The 21,203-nt window shown below is 62.7% G+C and carries 16 protein-coding genes; 5 read left to right on the top strand and 11 right to left on the bottom strand.

What is annotated here, in order from left to right:
- Window positions 1–4: 4 nt before the first annotated feature.
- The 4 genes from BMX59_RS11260 (at window position 5) to hemE (ending at window position 9,121) form a co-directional block, all read left to right on the top strand.
- A complete protein-coding gene (locus BMX59_RS11260) occupies window positions 5–1,564 on the top strand; it encodes an SPOR domain-containing protein (protein ID WP_093121355.1) in 1,560 nt (519 codons plus the stop codon).
- Between the two features lie 351 nt (window positions 1,565–1,915).
- Entirely contained in the window at window positions 1,916–6,361 is a 4,446-nt protein-coding gene (gene gltB / locus BMX59_RS11250) for a glutamate synthase large subunit (protein ID WP_093121353.1), read from the top strand.
- A gap of 32 nt (window positions 6,362–6,393) precedes the next feature.
- Window positions 6,394–7,812 (top strand): FAD-dependent oxidoreductase, encoded by a 1,419-nt coding sequence (locus tag BMX59_RS11245; protein ID WP_092246428.1) that lies wholly within the window; start codon window positions 6,394–6,396, stop codon window positions 7,810–7,812.
- Window positions 7,813–8,053: 241 nt separating this feature from the next.
- Complete coding sequence (gene hemE, locus BMX59_RS11240) at window positions 8,054–9,121, top strand: uroporphyrinogen decarboxylase (protein ID WP_093121351.1); 1,068 nt, start codon at window positions 8,054–8,056, stop codon at window positions 9,119–9,121.
- Window positions 9,122–9,240: 119 nt separating this feature from the next.
- Here hemE and BMX59_RS11235 read toward each other — a convergent pair whose 3' ends face one another.
- A complete protein-coding gene (locus tag BMX59_RS11235) occupies window positions 9,241–10,515 on the bottom strand; it encodes an MFS transporter (RefSeq protein WP_093121350.1) in 1,275 nt (424 codons plus the stop codon).
- A 124-nt stretch (window positions 10,516–10,639) separates the two neighbouring features.
- Here BMX59_RS11235 and BMX59_RS11230 point away from each other — a divergent pair, with 124 nt between their 5' ends.
- Window positions 10,640–11,533: a LysR family transcriptional regulator gene (locus BMX59_RS11230; protein ID WP_092246437.1), complete on the top strand. Its 894-nt coding sequence runs from the start codon at window positions 10,640–10,642 to the stop codon at window positions 11,531–11,533.
- A gap of 160 nt (window positions 11,534–11,693) precedes the next feature.
- Here BMX59_RS11230 and BMX59_RS11225 read toward each other — a convergent pair whose 3' ends face one another.
- Genes BMX59_RS11225 through BMX59_RS11180 form a run of 10 tightly spaced genes read right to left on the bottom strand, consistent with a single transcriptional unit; the run spans window position 11,694 to window position 21,182 of the window.
- Complete coding sequence (locus BMX59_RS11225) at window positions 11,694–12,137, bottom strand: hypothetical protein (RefSeq protein ID WP_093121349.1); 444 nt, start codon at window positions 12,135–12,137, stop codon at window positions 11,694–11,696.
- A 26-nt stretch (window positions 12,138–12,163) separates the two neighbouring features.
- Window positions 12,164–13,390 (bottom strand): beta-ketoacyl-ACP synthase, encoded by a 1,227-nt coding sequence (locus BMX59_RS11220; protein ID WP_093121347.1) that lies wholly within the window; start codon window positions 13,388–13,390, stop codon window positions 12,164–12,166.
- Window positions 13,390–14,118, bottom strand: coding sequence for a 3-ketoacyl-ACP reductase FabG2 (locus BMX59_RS11215; RefSeq protein WP_092246444.1), 729 nt, complete (start codon window positions 14,116–14,118; stop codon window positions 13,390–13,392). Before BMX59_RS11215 ends, BMX59_RS11220 begins: the two co-directional genes overlap by 1 nt.
- Window positions 14,115–14,576, bottom strand: a complete 462-nt coding sequence (locus tag BMX59_RS11210; protein WP_093121341.1) for a hotdog family protein — start codon at window positions 14,574–14,576, stop codon at window positions 14,115–14,117. The genes BMX59_RS11215 and BMX59_RS11210 overlap by 4 nt, the downstream gene beginning before the upstream one ends.
- Window positions 14,573–15,739 carry a beta-ketoacyl-[acyl-carrier-protein] synthase family protein gene (locus BMX59_RS11205; RefSeq protein ID WP_093121338.1) on the bottom strand — a complete coding sequence of 389 codons (1,167 nt, stop codon included), beginning with the start codon at window positions 15,737–15,739 and terminating at the stop codon, window positions 14,573–14,575. Before BMX59_RS11205 ends, BMX59_RS11210 begins: the two co-directional genes overlap by 4 nt.
- A complete protein-coding gene (locus BMX59_RS11200; protein ID WP_093121336.1) occupies window positions 15,736–16,218 on the bottom strand; it encodes a hypothetical protein in 483 nt (160 codons plus the stop codon). Before BMX59_RS11200 ends, BMX59_RS11205 begins: the two co-directional genes overlap by 4 nt.
- Window positions 16,215–16,949 (bottom strand): class I SAM-dependent methyltransferase, encoded by a 735-nt coding sequence (locus BMX59_RS11195; RefSeq protein WP_093121334.1) that lies wholly within the window; start codon window positions 16,947–16,949, stop codon window positions 16,215–16,217. The genes BMX59_RS11200 and BMX59_RS11195 overlap by 4 nt, the downstream gene beginning before the upstream one ends.
- A complete protein-coding gene (locus BMX59_RS11190; protein WP_093121333.1) occupies window positions 16,946–18,193 on the bottom strand; it encodes an NAD(P)/FAD-dependent oxidoreductase in 1,248 nt (415 codons plus the stop codon). Before BMX59_RS11190 ends, BMX59_RS11195 begins: the two co-directional genes overlap by 4 nt.
- A gap of 33 nt (window positions 18,194–18,226) precedes the next feature.
- Window positions 18,227–20,539 carry an MMPL family transporter gene (locus BMX59_RS11185; RefSeq protein ID WP_093121331.1) on the bottom strand — a complete coding sequence of 771 codons (2,313 nt, stop codon included), beginning with the start codon at window positions 20,537–20,539 and terminating at the stop codon, window positions 18,227–18,229.
- Window positions 20,529–21,182 carry an outer membrane lipoprotein carrier protein LolA gene (locus tag BMX59_RS11180; protein ID WP_093121328.1) on the bottom strand — a complete coding sequence of 218 codons (654 nt, stop codon included), beginning with the start codon at window positions 21,180–21,182 and terminating at the stop codon, window positions 20,529–20,531. Before BMX59_RS11180 ends, BMX59_RS11185 begins: the two co-directional genes overlap by 11 nt.
- Window positions 21,183–21,203 lie beyond the last annotated feature (21 nt).

Here is a 21,203-nt window from a genome sequence, read left to right as displayed (position 1 = left end):
CCCGATGACTAGTTTGCATGCCGACGAGGCGTTCCTCGGCCATTACCAGTTAAGCCACGACCCTTTTGCTCCACGGGTGCCTGGTTTCAAATTTTTCCCGGCCCAGCGCAAACCAGTGCTCGGCCAGTTGCATCACCTCGCGCGCTACAGCCAATTGCTGCTGGTCGTGACTGGCCCTTTGGGCAGCGGCAAGACCTTGCTGCGCCAGGCCCTGGTGGCCAGCACTAACAAGCAGTCGGTGCAGAGCGTGGTGGTGTCGGCCCGTGGTGCCGGTGATGCGGCGGGCGTGTTGCGCCAAGTCGCCCAGGCGCTGGACGTGGCGACTGCCGAACCGAACGCAATCCTCAAGCAAGTGGTGCAACTGGGCCTGACCGGCCAGGAAGTCTACCTGCTGGTGGATGACGCCGAGCAGCTCGACGAATCCGCCCTCGAAGCGCTGCTGGCGTTGGCGGCCGGTACGCCGGAAGGTCGCCCCCACGTGTTCCTGTTTGGTGAGTCGTCGCTGATTGCCGAGCTGGAGCAGATCAGCGGTGATCAGGAGCTGTTCCACGTCATCGAACTGCAGCCGTACGAAGAGGAAGAAACCCGCGAATACCTGGCTCAACGCCTGGAAGGCGCGGGCGCGGGTATCGAACTTTTCTCCGCTCAACAGATCTCTGATATTCACGAAAGCTCCGACGGCTGGCCTGGCACCATCAACCAGGTTGCCCGCGATGCCATGATCGAAGCCATGATTGCCAGCCGCACAGCGGTCAAGCGTCCAAAGATGGGGTTCTCTATGCCTAAGAAACACGTATTGGCTATTTCCGCCGTTGTCGTGGTCGCTGTCGCCGCCGCCTGGTTGATTCCAGGCCGCAGCAAGGCACCGACCACGGCCGGCGCGCCAACCGAACAGGCGCAGTTGCCACTGGGCAAACCCACGCCAAACGTCGAGTTCGCCAATTCCGGGCAACCGACCAACCTGCCGATGGTTGGCCAACCCGTCATGCGCGGCCCGCTCGCCGAAGAAGCCGGTGGTATCTCCGAAGGTGATGACGGCGTGCCGGTGGAAGGTTCCAGCGCAACACCGCCGACCGTCACGACCACTGCACCCCCTGCGGGCGTGCCAGCCGGTCAGCCAGCGGCAAAACCAACGCCGGCACCGACTGTTGCAACCGCCAAGCCTGCGCCTGTGACCAAACCGGTTGCGCCTGCGCCAGCCGCCAAGCCCGCTCCGGCCCCGGCTGCCAAGCCTGCTGAAAAACCAGCCGCCACCGTTGCCAAGGCCGGTGCTGCAGGTAGCGGCTGGTATGGCAGCCAGCCTTCCGGCAACTTCGTGGTGCAGATCCTCGGCACCAGCTCCGAAGCCAACGCCCAGGCGTTCGTGAAAGAGCAGGGCGGCGAGTACCGTTATTTCAAGAAAGTGCTCAACGGCAAGCCTCTCTACGTGATCACCTATGGCAGTTTCTCCAGCCGTGCAGCGGCTGATTCTGCCATCAAGGCCTTGCCAGCGAAGGTTCAGGCTGGTAAACCTTGGCCTCGCACTGTTGCCAGCGTTCAACAAGAACTCGCAACAACTCGCTGAAGATCCGGCGGCCTTACCCAGGCCGCCCTCCCGGCACCTCAAAAAAACCGCAAGTGCGTGCTGTCTCTAGAGACCGCGCGCTTTGTGGTGTCTGCGTCACAGTGGCTTTTGAGTCGTAGCGGTCAGAATTAAAAAAGTTTTGACTAGCACAGCATATCGCTTTAAACCTTTCATAAATGCGACATAGATTTGCGACATTTCGTCGCTAAATTTGTGAGCGTCTGTGTCGGTGTGTACAATGACCTCCCTTTTGCCCCCGCTAAGCCGGCGTACGTTCGGCGTGGAAGGTAACCGGTTGAATTGAAAAGAAATTTGCCTCGGAATAAGAGGCAGCCTGGTGAGAAAGTGTCTATGAAAGCAGGTCTGTACCAACCCGATGAATTCAAGGATAACTGCGGTTTCGGCCTGATAGCCCATATGCAGGGCGAGCCCAGTCATACCCTTTTGCAAACGGCCATCGAGGCCCTGACCTGCATGACCCACCGCGGTGGGATCAACGCCGACGGCAAGACCGGTGACGGCTGTGGCTTGCTGATTCAAAAGCCCGACCTGTTCCTGCGCGCTGTCGCAAAAGAGCAATTTGCGGTCGACCTGCCCAAGCAGTACGCCGTGGGCATGGTGTTTTTCAACCAGGACCCGGTCAAAGCCGAAGCCGCTCGCGAGAACATGAACCGCGAGATCCTGGCTGCCGGCCTGCAACTCGTCGGCTGGCGCAAAGTGCCGATCGACACCCGTGTGCTCGGCCGCCTGGCCCTCGAGCGCCTGCCGCAGATCGAGCAAGTGTTCATCGCCGGGGATGGCCTGAGCGACCAGGACATGGCGATCAAGCTGTTCACGTCGCGTCGCCGCTCGTCCGTGGCCAACGCCGCCGACACCGACCACTACATCTGCAGCTTTTCCCACAAGACCATCATTTATAAAGGCCTGATGATGCCGGCGGACCTCACCGCCTTCTATCCAGACCTGAGCGATGAGCGCCTGCAAACCGCAATCTGCGTGTTCCACCAGCGCTTCTCCACCAACACCCTGCCGAAATGGCCGCTGGCCCAGCCATTCCGCTTCCTCGCCCACAACGGCGAGATCAACACCATCACCGGCAACCGCAACTGGGCCGTGGCCCGTCGCACAAAGTTCGCCAACGATTTGATGGACCTGGAAGAGCTCGGCCCGCTGGTCAACCGCGTGGGTTCCGACTCCTCCAGCATGGACAACATGCTCGAACTGATGGTCACCGGCGGCATCGACCTGTTCCGTGGCGTGCGCATGATCATTCCGCCAGCGTGGCAGAACGTCGAGACCATGGACCCGGACCTGCGTGCATTCTACGAGTACAACTCGATGCACATGGAGCCGTGGGACGGCCCGGCCGGCGTGGTCATGACCGACGGTCGGTACGCGGTATGCCTGCTCGACCGTAACGGTCTGCGCCCGGCGCGTTGGGTCACCACCACCAACGGTTTCATCACCCTGGCTTCGGAAATAGGCGTGTGGGACTACAAGCCCGAAGACGTCATCGCCAAAGGCCGCGTGGGGCCGGGCCAGATCCTGGCCGTGGACACCGAAACCGGGCAGATCCTCGACACCGACGCCATCGACAACCGCTTGAAGTCCCGTCACCCGTACAAGCAATGGCTGCGCAAGAACGCCCTGCGCATCCAGGCGACCATGGAAGACAACGACCATGGTTCGGCGTTCTACGACGTGGACCAACTCAAGCAATACATGAAGATGTACCAGGTCACGTTCGAAGAGCGCGACCAGGTGCTGCGTCCGCTCGGTGAGCAAGGCTACGAGGCGGTTGGCTCCATGGGCGATGACACGCCGATGGCCGTGCTGTCCCAGCGCGTGCGTACGCCGTACGACTATTTCCGCCAGCAGTTCGCCCAGGTGACCAACCCGCCTATCGACCCGCTGCGCGAAGCTATCGTGATGTCCCTGGAGGTGTGCCTCGGTGCCGAGCGCAACATCTTCCAGGAGTCGCCTGAGCACGCCTCCCGCGTGATCCTCAGCTCGCCGGTCGTGTCTCCGGCCAAGTGGCGCTCGCTGATGACCCTGGAGCGCCCAGGCTTTGACCGCCAGATCATCGACCTGAACTACGACGAGAACCTCGGCCTTGAAGCCGCGGTGCGCAACGTCGCCGACCAGGCCGAAGAAGCCGTGCGTGCCGGTCGTACCCAGATCGTACTGACCGACCGCCACATCGCGCCGGGCAAGCTGCCGATCCACGCCTCGCTGGCGACTGGCGCGGTGCACCACCGCCTGACCGAGAAAGGCCTGCGTTGCGACTCCAACATCCTTGTCGAAACCGCCACCGCCCGCGACCCGCATCACTTTGCGGTGCTGATCGGTTTCGGCGCCTCGGCGGTGTACCCGTTCCTTGCGTACGAAGTGCTGGGTGACCTGATCCGTACCGGTGAAGTGCTGGGCGACCTCTATGAGGTGTTCAAGAACTACCGCAAGGGCATCACCAAAGGCCTGCTGAAGATCCTGTCGAAGATGGGCATCTCCACCGTTACGTCTTATCGCGGTGCGCAACTGTTCGAAGCCATCGGCCTGTCCGAAGAAGTCTGCGAGTTGAGCTTCCGTGGCGTGCCAAGCCGTATCAAGGGTGCGCGCTTCGTCGATATCGAAGCTGAACAGAAAGCCCTGGCGGCCGAAGCCTGGAGCGCGCGCAAGCCGATCCAGCAAGGCGGCCTGCTCAAGTTCGTGCACGGTGGCGAGTACCACGCGTACAACCCGGACGTGGTCAACACCCTGCAAGCCGCCGTGCAGCAGGGCGACTACGCCAAGTTCAAGGAATACACGAGCCTGGTGGACAACCGCCCGGTGTCGATGATCCGTGACCTGTTCAAGGTGAAGACCCTGGACACGCCGATGGACATCGCCGAAGTCGAGCCGCTGGAATCGATCCTCAAGCGCTTCGACTCCGCCGGTATCTCCCTGGGCGCGTTGTCGCCCGAGGCTCACGAAGCCCTGGCCGAAGCCATGAACCGCCTGGGGGCGCGTTCCAACTCCGGCGAAGGCGGTGAAGACCCGGCGCGCTACGGCACCATCAAGAGCTCGAAAATCAAGCAGGTCGCGACCGGCCGTTTCGGTGTAACCCCGGAATACCTGGTCAACGCCGAAGTGCTGCAGATTAAAGTTGCCCAGGGCGCCAAGCCGGGTGAGGGCGGCCAACTGCCAGGCGGCAAGGTCAACGGTCTGATCGCCAAGCTGCGTTATGCAGTGCCGGGCGTGACCCTGATCTCGCCGCCGCCGCACCACGACATCTATTCGATCGAAGACTTGTCGCAGCTGATTTTCGACTTGAAACAAGTCAACCCGCAGGCGCTGGTCTCGGTGAAGCTGGTGGCGGAAGCCGGCGTGGGCACTATCGCCGCTGGCGTGGCCAAGGCCTATGCCGACCTGATCACCATCTCTGGCTACGACGGCGGCACCGGCGCTTCGCCGCTGACTTCCATCAAGTACGCCGGCGCGCCGTGGGAACTCGGCCTGGCCGAAACCCACCAGACCCTGCGCGGCAACGACCTGCGTGGCAAGGTGCGCGTGCAGACCGACGGCGGCCTGAAAACCGGCCTCGACGTGATCAAGGCCGCGATCCTCGGTGCGGAGAGCTTTGGCTTTGGCACTGCGCCGATGATCGCCCTGGGCTGCAAGTACCTGCGCATCTGCCACCTGAACAACTGCGCCACCGGTGTCGCCACTCAGAACGAGAAGCTGCGCAAGGATCACTACATCGGCACCGTCGACATGGTGGTGAATTTCTTCACCTACGTCGCCGAAGAGACCCGTGAGTGGCTGGCCAGGCTGGGCGTGCGTTCGCTGGAAGAGCTGATCGGCCGTACCGATCTGCTGGAAGTCCTCGAAGGCCAGACCGCCAAGCAGAACCACCTGGACCTGACGCCGCTGTTGGGCAGCGATCATATCCCGGCCGACAAACCGCAGTTCTGCGGCGTGGACCGTAATCCGCCGTTCGACAAAGGCCTGTTGGCCGAGAAGATGGTCGACATGGCCGGTTCCTCGATCAACGACGCCAGCGGTGGCGAATTCGCCCTGGATATCTGCAACTGCGACCGTTCCATCGGCGCACGCATCTCCGGCGAAATCGCGCGCAAGCACGGCAACCAGGGCATGGCGAAAGCGCCGATCACCTTCCGCTTCAAGGGCACCGCGGGCCAGAGCTTCGGCGTGTGGAACGCCGGCGGCCTGCACATGTACCTGGAAGGCGACGCCAACGACTACGTGGGCAAGGGCATGACCGGCGGCAAGCTGGTGATCGTTCCGCCTAAAGGCAGCGTGTACAAGACCCAGGACAGTGCCATCATCGGCAACACCTGCTTGTACGGCGCCACCGGTGGCAAGCTGTTCGCTGCCGGTACTGCCGGTGAGCGTTTCGCCGTGCGTAACTCCGGTGCCCACACCGTGGTGGAAGGCACTGGCGATCACTGCTGCGAGTACATGACCGGGGGCTTTGTCGCGGTACTGGGCAAGACCGGTTACAACTTCGGTTCGGGCATGACCGGCGGTTTCGCCTACGTGCTCGACCAGGACAACACCTTCGTCGACAAGGTCAACCACGAGTTGGTCGAGATCCAGCGGATCAGCGGCGAAGCCATGGAGTCCTACCGGAACCACTTGCAGCACGTGCTGGACGAGTACGTCGAGGAGACCGGCAGCGAATGGGGCCGTAACCTCGCTGAAAACCTCGATGATTACCTGCGTCGTTTCTGGCTGGTCAAGCCCAAGGCTGCCAACCTGAAATCGTTGCTTTCCAGCATCCGTGCCAACCCGCAGTGATATGCGCCTGAAGAGTTTGATGAGGTTTTAACATGGCTGAACGTCTGAATAACGACTTCCAGTTCATCGATGTCGGGCGCAAAGATCCGAAGAAGAAACTGTTGCGTCAACGCAAGAAAGAGTTCGTGGAGATCTACGAACCCTTCAAACCCCAGCACTCGGCCGACCAGGCCCACCGCTGCCTGGGGTGCGGTAACCCGTATTGCGAATGGAAGTGCCCGGTGCACAACTTCATTCCGAACTGGCTGAAGCTGGTGGCCGAGGGCAATATCCTCGCTGCCGCCGAGCTGTCGCACCAGACCAACACCCTGCCGGAAGTGTGCGGCCGGGTGTGCCCGCAGGACCGTCTGTGCGAGGGTGCCTGCACCCTCAACGACGGCTTCGGCGCGGTGACCATCGGTTCGGTGGAGAAGTACATCACCGACACCGCGTTCGCCATGGGCTGGCGCCCGGATATGTCCAAGGTCAAGCCGACCGGCAAGCGCGTCGCGATCATCGGCGCGGGCCCGGCGGGCCTGGGCTGTGCCGACGTGCTGGTGCGTGGCGGCGTGACCCCGGTGGTGTTCGACAAGAACCCGGAAATCGGCGGCTTGCTGACCTTCGGCATCCCCGAGTTCAAGCTGGAAAAAACCGTCCTGAGTAACCGTCGTGAAGTGTTCACCGGCATGGGTATCGAGTTCCGCCTCAATACCGAAGTCGGCAAGGACATCACCATGGAGCAACTGCTCGAAGAATACGATGCCGTGTTCATGGGCATGGGCACCTACACCTACATGAAGGGCGGTTTTGCCGGTGAGGACCTGCCGGGCGTTTATGACGCGCTCGACTTCCTGATCGCCAACGTCAACCGCAACCTGGGCTTTGAAAAGTCGCCGGAAGACTTCGTCGACATGAAAGGCAAGAAGGTCGTGGTGCTCGGCGGTGGTGACACCGCGATGGACTGCAACCGCACCTCGATCCGCCAGGGCGCCAAGTCGGTGACTTGTGCCTATCGCCGTGACGAAGCCAACATGCCCGGCTCGCGCAAAGAGGTGAAGAACGCCAAAGAAGAAGGTGTGAAATTCCTCTACAACCGCCAGCCGATTGCAATCGTCGGTGAAGACCGCGTCGAAGGCGTGAAGGTGGTCGAGACCCGCCTCGGAGAGCCGGACGCCCGTGGCCGTCGCAGCCCCGAGCCGATCCCGGGTTCCGAAGAGATCATCCCGGCCGACGCCGTGGTCATCGCCTTCGGCTTCCGCCCAAGCCCGGCGCCGTGGTTCGAGCAATTCCAGATCCAGACCGACAGCCAGGGCCGCGTCGTAGCCCCGGAACAAGGCCAGTACAAGCACCAGACCAGCAACCCGAAGATCTTCGCCGGTGGCGACATGGTGCGCGGTTCTGACCTGGTGGTAACCGCGATCTTCGAAGGCCGCAATGCCGCCGAAGGGATCCTGGATTACCTGAACGTCTAATCTCGTTCAGGCTGAAATGCGGTCAAAAATGTGAGAGGGGGCTTGCCCCCGATAGCGGTGGTTCAGTTACAGATACTGGGACTGACACACTGCAATCGGGGGCAAGCCCCCTCCCACGTTTATTTTTGTAGCGCTTTCATGTCCGCGACAAATTGACCCGATAGACAAAAGGCACGGCTCATACCGTGCCTTTTGCGTCTGGCTCTGAGAAAATGCCCGCACTTTTTTTGCGGATGCCGACATGACTGCCCTCAAGAACGACCGTTTCCTTCGTGCCCTGCTCAAGCAACCCGTGGACGTCACCCCTGTGTGGATGATGCGCCAGGCCGGTCGCTACCTGCCGGAATACCGCGCCAGTCGTGCCAACGCCGGCGATTTCATGAGCCTGTGCATGAACCCGGAGTTCGCCTGCGAAGTCACGATGCAGCCGCTGGACCGCTATCCACAATTGGACGCGGCCATCCTTTTTTCCGACATCCTCACCATCCCTGACGCCATGGGCCAGGGCCTGTACTTCGAGACCGGCGAAGGCCCGCGTTTCAAGAAAGTCGTCAGCACCCTGGCCGATATCGAAGCCCTGCCGATTCCAGACCCCCACAAAGACCTCGGTTACGTGATGGACGCCGTCAGCACCATCCGCCGCGAGCTTAACGGCCGCGTGCCGTTGATCGGCTTCTCCGGCAGCCCCTGGACCCTGGCCACCTACATGGTCGAAGGCGGCTCGTCGAAAGACTTCCGCAAGACCAAGGCCATGCTCTACGACAACCCGCAAGCCATGCACCTGCTGCTGGATAAGCTGGCACAGTCGGTCACCTCCTACCTCAACGGCCAGATCATGGCCGGCGCCCAGGCGGTGCAGATCTTCGACACCTGGGGTGGCAACCTCTCGGCGGCGGCGTACCAGGAGTTCTCCCTGGCCTACATGCGCAAGATCGTCAGCGGCCTGATCCGCGAACACGAAGGGCGCAAGGTGCCAGTGATCCTGTTCACCAAAGGTGGCGGCCTGTGGCTGGAAAGCATTGCCGGCGCTGGTGCCGATGCATTGGGCCTGGACTGGACCTGCGACATTGGCGAGGCTCGCCGTCGCGTTGGTGGCCAGGTCGCGCTGCAAGGCAACATGGACCCGACCGTGCTGTACGCCAAGCCGGAAGCCATCCGCACCGAAGTTGGCCGCATCCTGGCCAGCTACGGCAAAGGCACCGGGCACGTGTTCAACCTCGGCCATGGCATCACCCCGGAAGTGAATCCGGAGCATGCGGGTGCGTTCCTGCGCGCGGTGCATGAGCTGTCGGCGCAGTATCACGAATAACACGCAAAACGAATGTGGGAGGGGGCTTGCCCCCGATGGCGGTGTACCAGTCAGTACAACTATGACTGATCTACCCTCATCGGGGTGTAGCCCCCTCCCACATTAAAAGCCAGAGAAACTCAGGCCTTCGCTTGCCCCAACGGCGGCAACTTTGCCAACTTCAACGCCACCAGCAACGCCCCGATCAACAGCGCCACGATAAACGCGCCGATCCCGTTCCACCCGGCGAAGTGCCAGAAGAACCCGCCTGCCGTCCCGGCAATACTCGACCCCACGTAGTAGCAGAACAGGTACAGCGACGACGCTTGCCCCTTGGCCCTCACCGCGCGGCGGCCGATCCAGCTGCTGGCCACCGAGTGGGCGCCGAAGAAGCCGAAGGTGAAGATCAGCATGCCCGGCACCACCAGCCACAGGGGGGTGAACAAGGTCAGGGCCATGCCGGCCAGCATCAGCACGATGGTGCCCCACAGCACGCGACGGCGGCCGAGGCGGTCAGCCAGGGAGCCGATTTTCGCCGAGCTGTAGATGCCCGAGAGGTACACCAGCGACAGCAGGCCGACCACGGCTTGGCTCAGGTCATAAGGATCGGCCAGCAGGCGATAGCCGATGTAGTTGAACATCGTCACGAAAGCGCCCATCAACAGGAACGCTTCGAGGAACAGCCACGGCAGGCCGGCGTCCTTGAAATGCATGACAAAGCCATCCACCAGGCTGCGCGGCTTGAGACTGGTAGCGCGGAAGTTGCGTGATTCGGGGAGGATCTTCCAGAACACCGTGGCGACGATCAGCGCCAGACCGCCAATGATCAGCATCGCGGTGTGCCAACTGACGAAGTCGATCAACACGCCGATGATCAGCCGCCCGCTCATGCCGCCAATTGCGTTACCGCCGATGTACAAGCCCATGGCCAGGCCGATGTGCTGCGGGTGGATTTCTTCGCTCAGGTAGGTCATGGCTACGGCGGCCAGGCCGCTGAGCGACAGACCCACCAGTGCACGCATCAGCAGGATGCCTTCCCAGGTCGGCATAAGGCCGCTGGCGATGGTCGCCAGCGCGGCGCAGAACAACGCGGAGACCATCACCGGCTTGCGCCCCAGGCGGTCGGAAATCGGCCCGGTGATCAACAAACCACATGCGAGCATCGCCGTGGCCACCGACAGGATCAGGCTGCTTTGTGCCGCATTGATGGAAAATTCGTGGGACAGCGCCGGCATCATCGGCTGCACGCAATACAGCAGCGCAAAAGTGGCGAAACCGCCGGAGAACAGTGCCAGCACCGTACGCATGAACATCGGCGTGCCTTTTTCGATGTACTCGTCATTGAGCTGGGCCACCACCTCATCCAGGGCAGTGGGCGGGACTTCTTGAGCGAGTGGAGCGACAGCAGCTTTCACGGGGACCTCGGGGAGGAAGAGCGTGCCAGGACCGGCAATGCAAAAAAGAATATAGCTCCCTAATGATTCTTTCCAATATATTGTTCGACCTGTTTGATAGCTTTAACGACCTAATGAGGTTTGCATGGAATTGCGTCACTTGCGGTACTTCATCGCCGTCGCCGAAGAACTGCATTTCGGCCGGGCCGCGCAGGTGCTGGGCATTTCGCAGCCGCCGTTGAGCCAGCAGATTCAGGCGCTGGAGCAAGAGGTGGGCGCACGTTTGTTTGAGCGGACCAATCGTCGGGTCGAGCTGAGCGAGGCCGGGCGGCTGTTCTTGCAAGAGGCACGGCTGGTGCTGGCGCAGGTCGACAAGGCGGCGGATGTGGCGCGTCGGGCGCAGTTGGGCGAGCTGGGTGAATTGAAGATTGGTTTCACCTCGTCGGCACCGTTCAACTCCAGTATTCCCCAGGCAATTTTCGCGTTTCGCCAGGCATTCCCGGCGGTGCATCTGAACCTGCAGGAGATGAGCAGTACCGAAGTGGCCGAGTCGCTGGTGGATGAGTCTATCCAAGTGGGCCTGATGCGGCCGCTGCCATTGCCGGATTCGCTGAGTGTGGTCGAGTTGATGCGTGAGCCGCTGGTGGCGGTGCTGAATGCTGGTCACCCGTTGGTGGCGGGCAGCGAGCGTGGTTTGCACCTGGCGCAATTGGCACAGGAGCCGTTTGTGTTTTTCCCGCGCACTTACGGCAGCGGCCTCTATGCCCAGTTGCTCAACCTGGCGCGTGATGCCGGCTTCAGCCCGCACTTTGCCCAGGAGGCCGGGGAGGCGATGACCATCATCGGCCTGGTGGCGGCGGGCTTGGGCGTGTCGGTACTGCCGGCGTCCTACCAGCGCATTCGGATCGATGGTGTGGTGTATCGCACGCTGCTGGATCAGGAGGCGATGACGGCGGTGTGGCTGGTGCAACGCAAGGGCGCGCAGACGCCCATGGCAGAGGCGTTTGTGGAGTTGTTGACGCGCAAGGCTGCCCAATAACGCTTTGTGGTGAGCGCGCTTGTTGTGGTGAGCGGGCTTGCCCCGCGCTGGAGTGCGAAGCGCTCCCAAGATCTTTGGGGTCGCTACGCAGCCCAGCGCGAGCAAGCTCGCTCACCACAATAGCCCGCTCACCACGGAGGGGGTGTGCCTGACGCTGGTCTTACTTCGACGTCCCCGTCTGCTCAAACAACTGCGCCGCCGTCCCCGCCTCATTCACGCCATTGCTGCGCAACCCCGCCATGATGTCGCTGTCCAGATTGTTCACCCAACGGTTGTAGTTGCGATGGATCTTGCCGTCCTTGTAGCCCAGGTCGCGGCTGTCGCGGTAGGTGATGGCGTAGCTGTTGCGGGTGTAGCGGATGTCGATGGCGGCGTAGTACTGGTTACGCACAGTGATTTCGGCCTGCACCAGTTGCGGGCTGAGGCGTTGTACCGTCCATTCGCGCTTTTGCAGGGCGTTGACGATCACCGTTTTCATTTTTTCTTCGCTGACCTGGGCGTTGGCCGGCAGGTCGTGCTGGGTATTGAGGATCGGTTTGCTGGTGCAGCCGGCGCTGACCAGCAGGGCCAGGGTGATCAAGGTAACGCGTAGCAAGGAAGACATTCCGTTTTCTCCAATCGATTAAAGAGTCAGGCCCAGCGGCGGAAAATCAGCGAGGTGTTGACGCCGCCAAAGGCAAAGTTGTTGTTCATCACGTAGTCGTGGTGCATCTCGCGGAAGTCACCCTGCAGGTAATCCAGCTCGCCGCATTGCGGGTCGACGGTGTCCAGGTTGAAGGTGTGCACGTACTGGTCGCGGTTCATCATCTCGATGCTGAACCACGACTCCAGCGCGCCGCACGCGCCGAGGGTGTGGCCGAGGAAACTCTTCTGCGAACTGATGGGCATGCGGGTGCCGAACAGGCTGCTGGTGGCCAGGGTTTCGGCGATGTCGCCTTGGTCGGTGGCCGTGCCATGCCCGTTCACGTAGCCGATCGCGGACGGCTCAAGCCCGGCGTCTTCCAGGGCCAGCTCCATGGCGCGGCGCATGGTTTTCTGCTCCGGGCGGGTGGTGTGCTGACCGTCGGCATTGCTGCCGAAGCCGACAATCTCGGCATGGATATGCGCACCGCGCGCCAGCGCATGTTCCAGTTCTTCGAGCACCAGCATGCCGCCGCCTTCACCGATCACCAGGCCATCGCGGCCACTGTCATAGGGGCGTGGACTGGTTTGCGGGGCGTCGTTTTTCAGGCTGGTGGCGTAAAGCGCGTCGAACACCATGGCTTCGGTGGGGCACAGCTCTTCGGCACCGCCGGCGAGCATCAGGGGCAGGCGGCCGAACTTGATCGCCTCATAGGCATAGCCGATGCCCTGGCTGCCGCTGGTGCATGCGCTGGACGTGGGGATCAGACGCCCGGTCAGGCCAAAGAAGATGCTGATATTCGCCGCCGTGGTGTGCGGCATCATGCGCACGTAGGAGTTGGCATTCAGCCCCTCGGCCACCGAGTTCAGCAGCATATTGCCGAACGCCTTGATCTCGTCCGTGCTGCCGGTGGACGAGCCGCAAGCCACGCCCATGCGTCCGTCCTTGATCGACTCGTCACCGAGCAAACCGGCGTCCTGCAACGCCTGCTCCGCCGCCCACACCGCCAGACGCGAGACGCGGCCCATGCTGCGCAGTTGCTTGCGCGTCCAATGGGCGGGCACGACGAAGTTGTCGATCGGCCCGGCCAGGCGCGTGTTCAATTCAGTGAAGCGGTCCCACTCGTCCATGCGCCGGATGCCACTGCGGTTGGCGCGGAAGTTGGCCGAAATGCTCGCCCAATCGCTGCCCAGGGAGGTCATGCCGGCCATGCCGGTGACGACGACGCGCTTCATCAGCACAAGCCTCCATTCACGGCCAGGACCTGGCGCGTGATATAGCCGGCTTCGGCCGACATCAGGAAGTTCACCGCACCGGCGACTTCTTCCGGCGTGCCCATGCGCTGCGCCGGGATCATTTTCATCAGCTCTTGCACCGGTACGTTTTCATCCAGCATCGCCGTGTCGATCAAGCCGGGGGCGACGCAGTTGACGGTGATCTTGCGCTTGCCCAGCTCGATGGCCAGGGCCTTGGCCGCGCCGATCAGGCCGGCTTTGGACGCGCTGTAGTTGACCTGGCCACGGTTGCCGATCAAACCGGAAACCGACGTGATGCACACGATACGCCCGGCTGCGCGACGACGAATCATCGGCATCATCACCGGGTGCAGCACGTTGTAGAAACCGTCCAGGTTGGTGCGCATCACCACGTCCCAGTCCTCCTCCGACAGGGCCGGGAATGCGCCGTCACGGGTCAGGCCGGCATTGAGCACCACGCCGTAGTAGGCGCCATGTTGCTCCACATCGGCCTCGAGAATTTCCTTGCACAGCGCACGATCCGCCACATCGAACTGCAGCACCCGCGCCTTGCGGCCCAGGGCTTCAACCTCGGCCTGCACCGCATCGGCGTCGCTACGCCCGCTGCGGCAGTGCAGCACGAGGTCATGCCCGGCCTGGGCCAGGCGCAGTGCAATAGCGCGACCGATGCCACGGCTGGAGCCGGTGACCAGTACGGATTCAGTCATGGCGTTACGTCCTTCGATTCATCTAAATAATTGGCCGCCTGGGGCGGTCGAAATACATTCAAGCGGGCGCTCGCCTGGATACCGTCACCGGTCAGGTGGCATTCGAACACACCCATGCCATTGTCGTCTTCCAGGGAACGCAGGCCGTGGATGCTCAGCTCGACGCCTGCCGGAAAGTGTTCCACGTTGCATTCGAACTTGCGCGTGCCGAGCAGGAAACCCAGTTCCACCGCTTCACCTTTCTGGCGCGCGTGGCAACCGGCGTAGGCGGCGACGCTTTGCGCCATCAACTCGATGCCGACCCAGGCCGGCAGGCTGCCGTCAGCGCGGTTGAACAGGCCGCCTGGCTTGATTGTGGTGCGGGTGTGGACCTGCTCTTCATCGAACGACAGCACCTGGTCGATCAGGATCATGTCGCCCGCATGGGGCAGCAGTTCGGCGAGTGGCCAATCGATCATGGGGCCTCTCCAATAATCAGGCTGACATTGTTACCGCCGAAGGCAAACGAGTTGCTCATCAGGCAGCGTTTTTCCAGGGGCTCTGCGGCTTGCGCCCAGTGCAAGGCGGGCAGTGCCGGGTCGGCCTGGCCATCCCAGACATGCGGCGGCACCCGGTGGTGGACCAGGCTCAACCAGCAGAACGCCGCTTCCAGCGCACCGGCAGCGCCCAGGGTATGCCCGCTCAGGGGTTTGGTCGACGAGCAGGCCACGCCGTGGGGGAACAGGCTGGCGACCGCCAGGCTTTCCATCGCATCGTTATGCTGGGTGGCGGTGCCGTGCAGGTTCAGATAGCCGATCTGCCCGGGCTGCAATTTCGCGCTGGCCAGGGCCTTGCGCATCGCCTGCAATGCACCTTTGCCGGTGGGTTCCGGCGCGGAAATATGGTGCGCATCGCAACTGGCGCCGCTGCCCAGTAGGGCGATGGGGGCAGGCACCTTGCTCATCAGGAACAGCACGGCCGCTTCGCCGATGTTGATGCCGTTACGGTTCACCGAAAACGGGTTGCAGCGTTCGTTCGACACCGCTTCCAAAGCACTGAACCCGTTGAGCGTGAGCTTGCACAGGCTGTCGACGCCGCCGCAGATCACTGCATCGCACACGCCCAGGTCCAGCAGGCGCTGGGCGCTCATCAATGCGCGTGCGCTGGAGGTGCAGGCGGTGGAGATCACATAGGCCGGGCCGCTCAGTTGCAGCCAGTCGGCGAGGAAGTTCGCCGGGGCGCTGAGTTCCTGCTGCCGGTAATCGTAATCGCCGGGGAACTGGTGTTCGCGCAGGTAATGGGCAATACCGCGACTGGCTTCATCGATACCCGAGGTGCTGGTGCCGAGCACGATACCGACTCGTGAGGCGCCGTAGGTGTGGATCGCCTGGCGGATCTCGCCCTCGATCTGCAACGCCGCTTCCAGCAGCAACTGGTTATTACGGCTGCTTTGCTGGCCCAGCTCAGCGGGGATGGTTGCCAGCTCGCCGTGCACACCGGCCACCGGCAGCACACGGCCTGGGACCCAGCCGCTTTCGGCGCGCATGCCGGAGCAGTCACCGGCAAACAGGCTGCGGCTGACCTCCGCCTGGCCACGGCCAAGGGCGCAAATCACGCCCAGGGCGTTCAGGTAGGCGGTCATCGTGCCGCTCCTAGCGGTGTGATGCGGTAGCTCAAGGGGTGGCCAGTCATGTTTACGCTGAACACCTCGGAAGACTGGTACACGATCTGCCAATGGCCCGGCAGGGTGCGCGTCAAATCCATCGCCTGCGCGCTGGGGTACAGCGTACGCACGTCATCCGCCGAGGTCAGCGCAAACAGCAGCGCGGCAAACAGCTCGCGTGCCTGGGGGTTGGGCGGCAGCAAGCCATCGGCTTGCCACTCGCCATCGATCAGCTTTTGCCGGGCCTGGGGAATGCCCAGGGGGTCCATCATCGACCAACGAATGCCATTGGCTTCGCGCTGGATCACCAACAGCCAGTCCTGGCTCTGGCCGTCAGCCAGGCGTTGCACATGCAGTTGCAGCGGCAAGGGCAGGGCCGGGATTTTCTCGGGCAACGGCGCCTGGCTGGCGCAGGCGCCCAGCAGCAACAGGCAACCGATCAACAGCCAGCGCATCATGGGTTGGCACTCGCCAGTGGTTTGCGTGCCACGCAGTTGACCAGGGTTTCTTCGCGTTGGCCCACCGGCGGTGCCTTGCGCAGGCCCCAGCGTTCCAGCAGGCCGAAGTCGCTGGAGCGGCTCCACCACAAGTACGGGTACGAGACGTTTTGCGGGCCGAACTCAAAGCCCTGTTCGCTGAGCATCTCCAGGTATTCTTCGGCGCTTTTCTGCACATGCATCGGGTGGCGGAACAGCCAGCGGATCACCCAGGTGTCGATATAGGCTTCGGTGGACTCGGCGAACAGCAAGTGACCGCCTGGCTTGAGCACGCGGTAGAACTCCTTGAGTGCGCGATGCTGCTCTACCAAGTGGTGGAAGGTCTGGTGGCAGAACAGGATGTCCACGCTGTCGTCCGGCACCTGCAGGGTGGCGCAGTCACTGCCGATCAGCTCGATGGCCAGGCCCTGGCGCGTCGCTTCTTCACGGCTCAGTTCCAGGCTGTGCAGGTCCGCGTCAAGACCGATCAGGCGCTTCGGGGCGAACACCTGCTGCAACAGCTTGAAGGATTTGCCCTGGCCGCAACCGGCGTCCAGCAGCACCGGCGCTTGTGGCAGTGGTTCGGTGAACAGGCTGCGCAGGTCGTTGATCGCCACGCGCAACACATGGTGCTGCCAGGTGTGGCTGCGCAGGAACCAGAAGCCGAACCTGGTTTCTTCGACGTAGTTCTTACTCAAATACTGACTGCTCACGCGGCGTCCCCTGCGCAAATTTCCGACAACATCCGCAAGCGTCGCTTGGGTTCACTCACAAACGGGTTGCGCTCATCCCACGCATAACCGGCGAGGATCGACGCGATCATCCGGCGAATCTCCGGCGAACTGCCCGGATGGAAGATCACATCCTGGAACGTCCCGGCGTACCAGCCTTCGACGTAGCAGCGGAACGTATCGACACCGCGCTTCAACGGTTCGGCAAACTCTGTCTGCCAGTCTACGGTTTCGCCGTTGAGCTGACGATGCAGCACGCCGGCCGCCATGCTCGCCGAACGCATGGCGATGGTCACGCCCGAAGAAAACACTGGGTCGAGAAATTCCGCCGCGTTGCCCAGCAGCGCAAAGCCAGGCCCGTGCAGGGTTTTGACGTTGGCCGCGTAGCCGCCGATGGTCCGCGCCGGCGTATCCCATACGGCGTTTTGCAGCACACCGGCCAGGCTCGGGGTTTCATCGATGAAGCCGCGCAGGCAGGCGTCGAGGTCACTGTCACGACCGTCGAAATGCTGCTTGGCAGCGACCACGCCCACCGAGCAGCGACCGTTGCTGAACGGAATGGTCCAGAACCAGATATCACGCTGGGTCGGGTGTGTGGTCACCAGGATCTTGCTGCGCTCGAAACCTGGGTGTTCGATGCGATCTTCGATGTGGGTGAACACCGCCTGGCGCACCGGAAAGTCCGACGGCAGATCCAGCTCCAGCAGGCGCGGCAACACCCGGCCGTAGCCGCTGGCATCGAGCACGAACTTGGCCTTGAGGTGGTACTCGCTGCCGTTCTCCCTGCGTACATGCAGGTAGCGCGACTCGCCCTTGAAGTCCACGCCGACAATGGTTTCGCCGTAGCGGATATCCACACCTTGCTTGGCTGCCTGATCGGCCAGCAGCTTGTCGAACTCGCCGCGCTGCACTTGGAAGGTAGTGGGTTTGCCGTTGCTGAAGGTGTCGCCGAAATCAAACGCGCTGTAGCGCTCGCCCCAGGCAAACGCAGCGCCGGTTTTCACCTGGAAACCTGCCGCCTGCACGGCGTCGAGCATGCCGGCTTCTTCGATAAAGTCGATGCAGTGCGACAGCAGGCTTTCGCCAATCGAAAACCGTGGGAAATGCTGGCGCTCGATGATCAATACATCATGCCCTTTGCGCTTTAACAGCGCGGCGGCGATAGCCCCGGATGGACCGGCACCGATCACCACCACCTGGCGACGTTCCATTTCAACTGTGGGCACGAGGGCTCCTTGCCACATTGGCGATAATTACATTCATAAGGCGTGCTTCTGCCGCCCGGCCCAGGGTGCCAGCATCAAGCTGAATGCCAGGCCCAGGCTGACCGATAAGCCGAAATTGCTCACCGCTGGCGTACTTGATACGGCCAGCAGGCCAAACGACAACCAGGTCGTCAGCGCCGCCAGCAATGTGCCGAGAAGACTGACCGCAGGACCACCTATCTGTTCGCGCATCAGGATTGCGTAGTCCACGCTGATGGCCGTGACCAGCAGCAGGCCGAACAGGCTGAACAGCGTCAGCGGCTGGCCCAGCCAACCGAGGCTGGCCAGGCTGCACAGCGCCGCCAGCAATGGCAGGGCGACGATGCGCAAGGCCCCGCCGAGACCGAACGGCAGGATCAGCAGCAGGACGATCAAGACGCAGGAGATCAACTTCAATTCAGCGGCGCTGATCTGGGTGTCGGCAAACACCCGGTTCAAGTCGCCCAGGCGGTCGACCAACTGCACGCCGGGCAGATCCAGCGCTTGCACGCGCAGCAGCGCGGGGTTGTTCAAGCCTTGCAGGCTGACCATCGCCGCCACGCCGCCGTCCACCGGCCCGAGCCACAGCGTGCGCCAAGGCTCGGCCAGCGGGCCTTTCAGCGCGGCGTCGATGTCTTGGGTGGGCAGTGCTTGCAACTGTGCGACTTCGGCTTGCAGGGCACTGGCGGGCACGCCGAGGTCCAGCAGCGGCTGCCAGTGTTGCGGCAGTGCGTTCAGTGCGTCGCGCAGTTGTTGCTGTTCGGCGGGCAGGCTGACCAGTTGATCGAGCGCCAGGTAGCCCTGGAGCTTGTCCATGTTCACCAACTGATCTAGGCGTTGGCCCAACGCGTGTTGACGCTCCAACAGCTGTTGCTGGTTGTCTGCACGCACCAGGAAAAACTGGCTGGTGGGTTGGAACCCGGTGATCCGCGCCACGGCCTGGGCTTCTTGCAGCAGCTGCGGCGGCGCGCCGATCCACTGGCGGATATCGTTCTTGCTGTTCAAGTGCCACAGGCCACCGGCGCAAAACAGCAGCACCAGCGCCAGCAATGCCGGGCTCGGCACGCGCTTGAGCAGCGACTCGCGCGCTAGCCACAGGCATTGCGCGACGCGCAGCGGCCATTGCGCCGGGCGCAGTTCGACGCCCTTGAGCAGCGCCGGCAGCAGGCACACGGCGGACAGGTACGCACCGACCAGTCCCGCCGCGGAGAACACCGCAATCTGGGTCAGCGCCGGGAACGGCGTCCAGGCCAGCGCCAGGTAGCCGATGCAACTGGTGGCCAGGCTCAGGCTCAAACCGGGCAAGGTGATGCGCAACGCCGGCCAACTGCGCCACGGCTGCAGGCTCCAGCTCTTCGACAGGTAGTGCAGCGGGTAATCCACCGCCACGCCGATCAGGCTGGAACCGAGTACCAAGGTCATCACATGCATATGGCCGAACAGCGCCACACACGCCACCGCGCCAAACAGCATGCCCACCAGCACCGGCACAAAGGCCAGCAGCACGCGCCAGCGGCGGAAGGCGAGCAACAGCAACAACAGGATGCCAACGGTAGCGCCGCCGCCGACCCAGGTGATCTCCCGCGTGGCCTGCTGTTGACCATTGGCGGCGTACAACAAACCGCTGGCGGCGAGCAACTGCGCGCCTTGCCGACCGGCTTGCTCGCGGCTCGCCTGGAGCAGATCCGCCACCTGCAACGGCAGTTTCATATCGAAGGCATTGCCGGTGGTGCGTGCCCGCAGCAGCACCCAGCTTTTGCCGTCGGCATCGGCGATCAATGCGCCGCTGCCGATATCCAGTTGCACCGAGCCGTGTTGCGGCTGGCTGTTCTGGATACGCCCGGTCAGGCCCAGCCAGTCATCCTGGCTCGGCACCAGGCTGAATCCGGTGAAGGGGTCGAACAGCGCCTGTACGCGTTGCTGGATAAACGCATCGGGATGCTCGATCAGTTGCTCGCGGTCCTTGGCTGACAGCATCGCCAGGCGGCCACGCAGCAATTGCTCGCGCAGCGCCGGCAAGTCGGCTTGCAGGTTCCACTGCACTTTTTCGAATAGCCCGCTGGCCTGCCAGCGCTCGCCCAACTGTTGCGCCACGGCCACGGCTTGCTGGCGGTCGGCATGTCCCACCAGCACCAGCATTTCGCGGTTCAGCGGCTCCTGCATGCGTTGTTCGGCTTGCTGTTCCAGCGCATCCGGGGTGTTGCCCGGCACCAGTTCCATCAGGTTGGCCGACAGCGGCGCACCGTGGCGCCACTGCCAGCCGGCCAGGGCCAGCACGGCCACCAGCAGGATCAGGAACAGGCGCGGCAGCAGGCGCTCACTGGGCAAAGTCGTGTTGCTCCGCTTCACTCAGGGGCAGGTCGGCATGGCTGTCCTGCATGCGCAGCACGGTGCTGTCGCCCTGGGTTTCCAGCAGTTCGATGGTTTGCACCAGGTCGCCGCCGTCGATGTTGATCTGGGTGAAGACTTGCTTGAGCAACAGCGAGCGCGGGATCAGGGTCAACTTCCACCGCTTGGCCTCGCCTTGCAGCTTCAATTCGAAGTCACGTTGCAGGCCGCTGCTGTCGCCCTGCAGTACGGCGAGGAACAGCCGATTTTGTTCGGCACCGGCGCTCTTGTTCGGCAGCAGTTGCCAACCATTGGCGTCGCGACGGGCAATGCCCTGGGCGCTGATGCGGTAGTCCTGTTGCAGTGGCGTTTTCAGCAGCCACAGCAGGCCATGGTCCTTGGCGAGCACGAAGGTGCCTTTGCTGACCAAGGGCTGGGGCAGGGCACGCAGGTGTTTTTCCTGGGTGAAGTTGCCGTGGATCACCGAGGGTTTGGCCAGTTGGTCGCTGAGTTGTTGCAAGTCAAAAGCATGTGCACTAAAGCTCAGGAACAACCCGATCAAAAATGTGGCAGCGGGCTTGCCCGCGATGAGCCTGAGGGCGCTGCGTAGTGTCCGGCGGATCGCGTTATCGTTGAAGTCCATCGGGGGTAAGCCCCCTCCCAC

This window comes from Pseudomonas sp. NFR09 (assembly GCF_900111535.1).
Taxonomy (GTDB): Bacteria; Pseudomonadota; Gammaproteobacteria; order Pseudomonadales; family Pseudomonadaceae; genus Aquipseudomonas; species Aquipseudomonas extremorientalis.
This window is presented reverse-complemented; position numbering and strand designations above follow the sequence as displayed.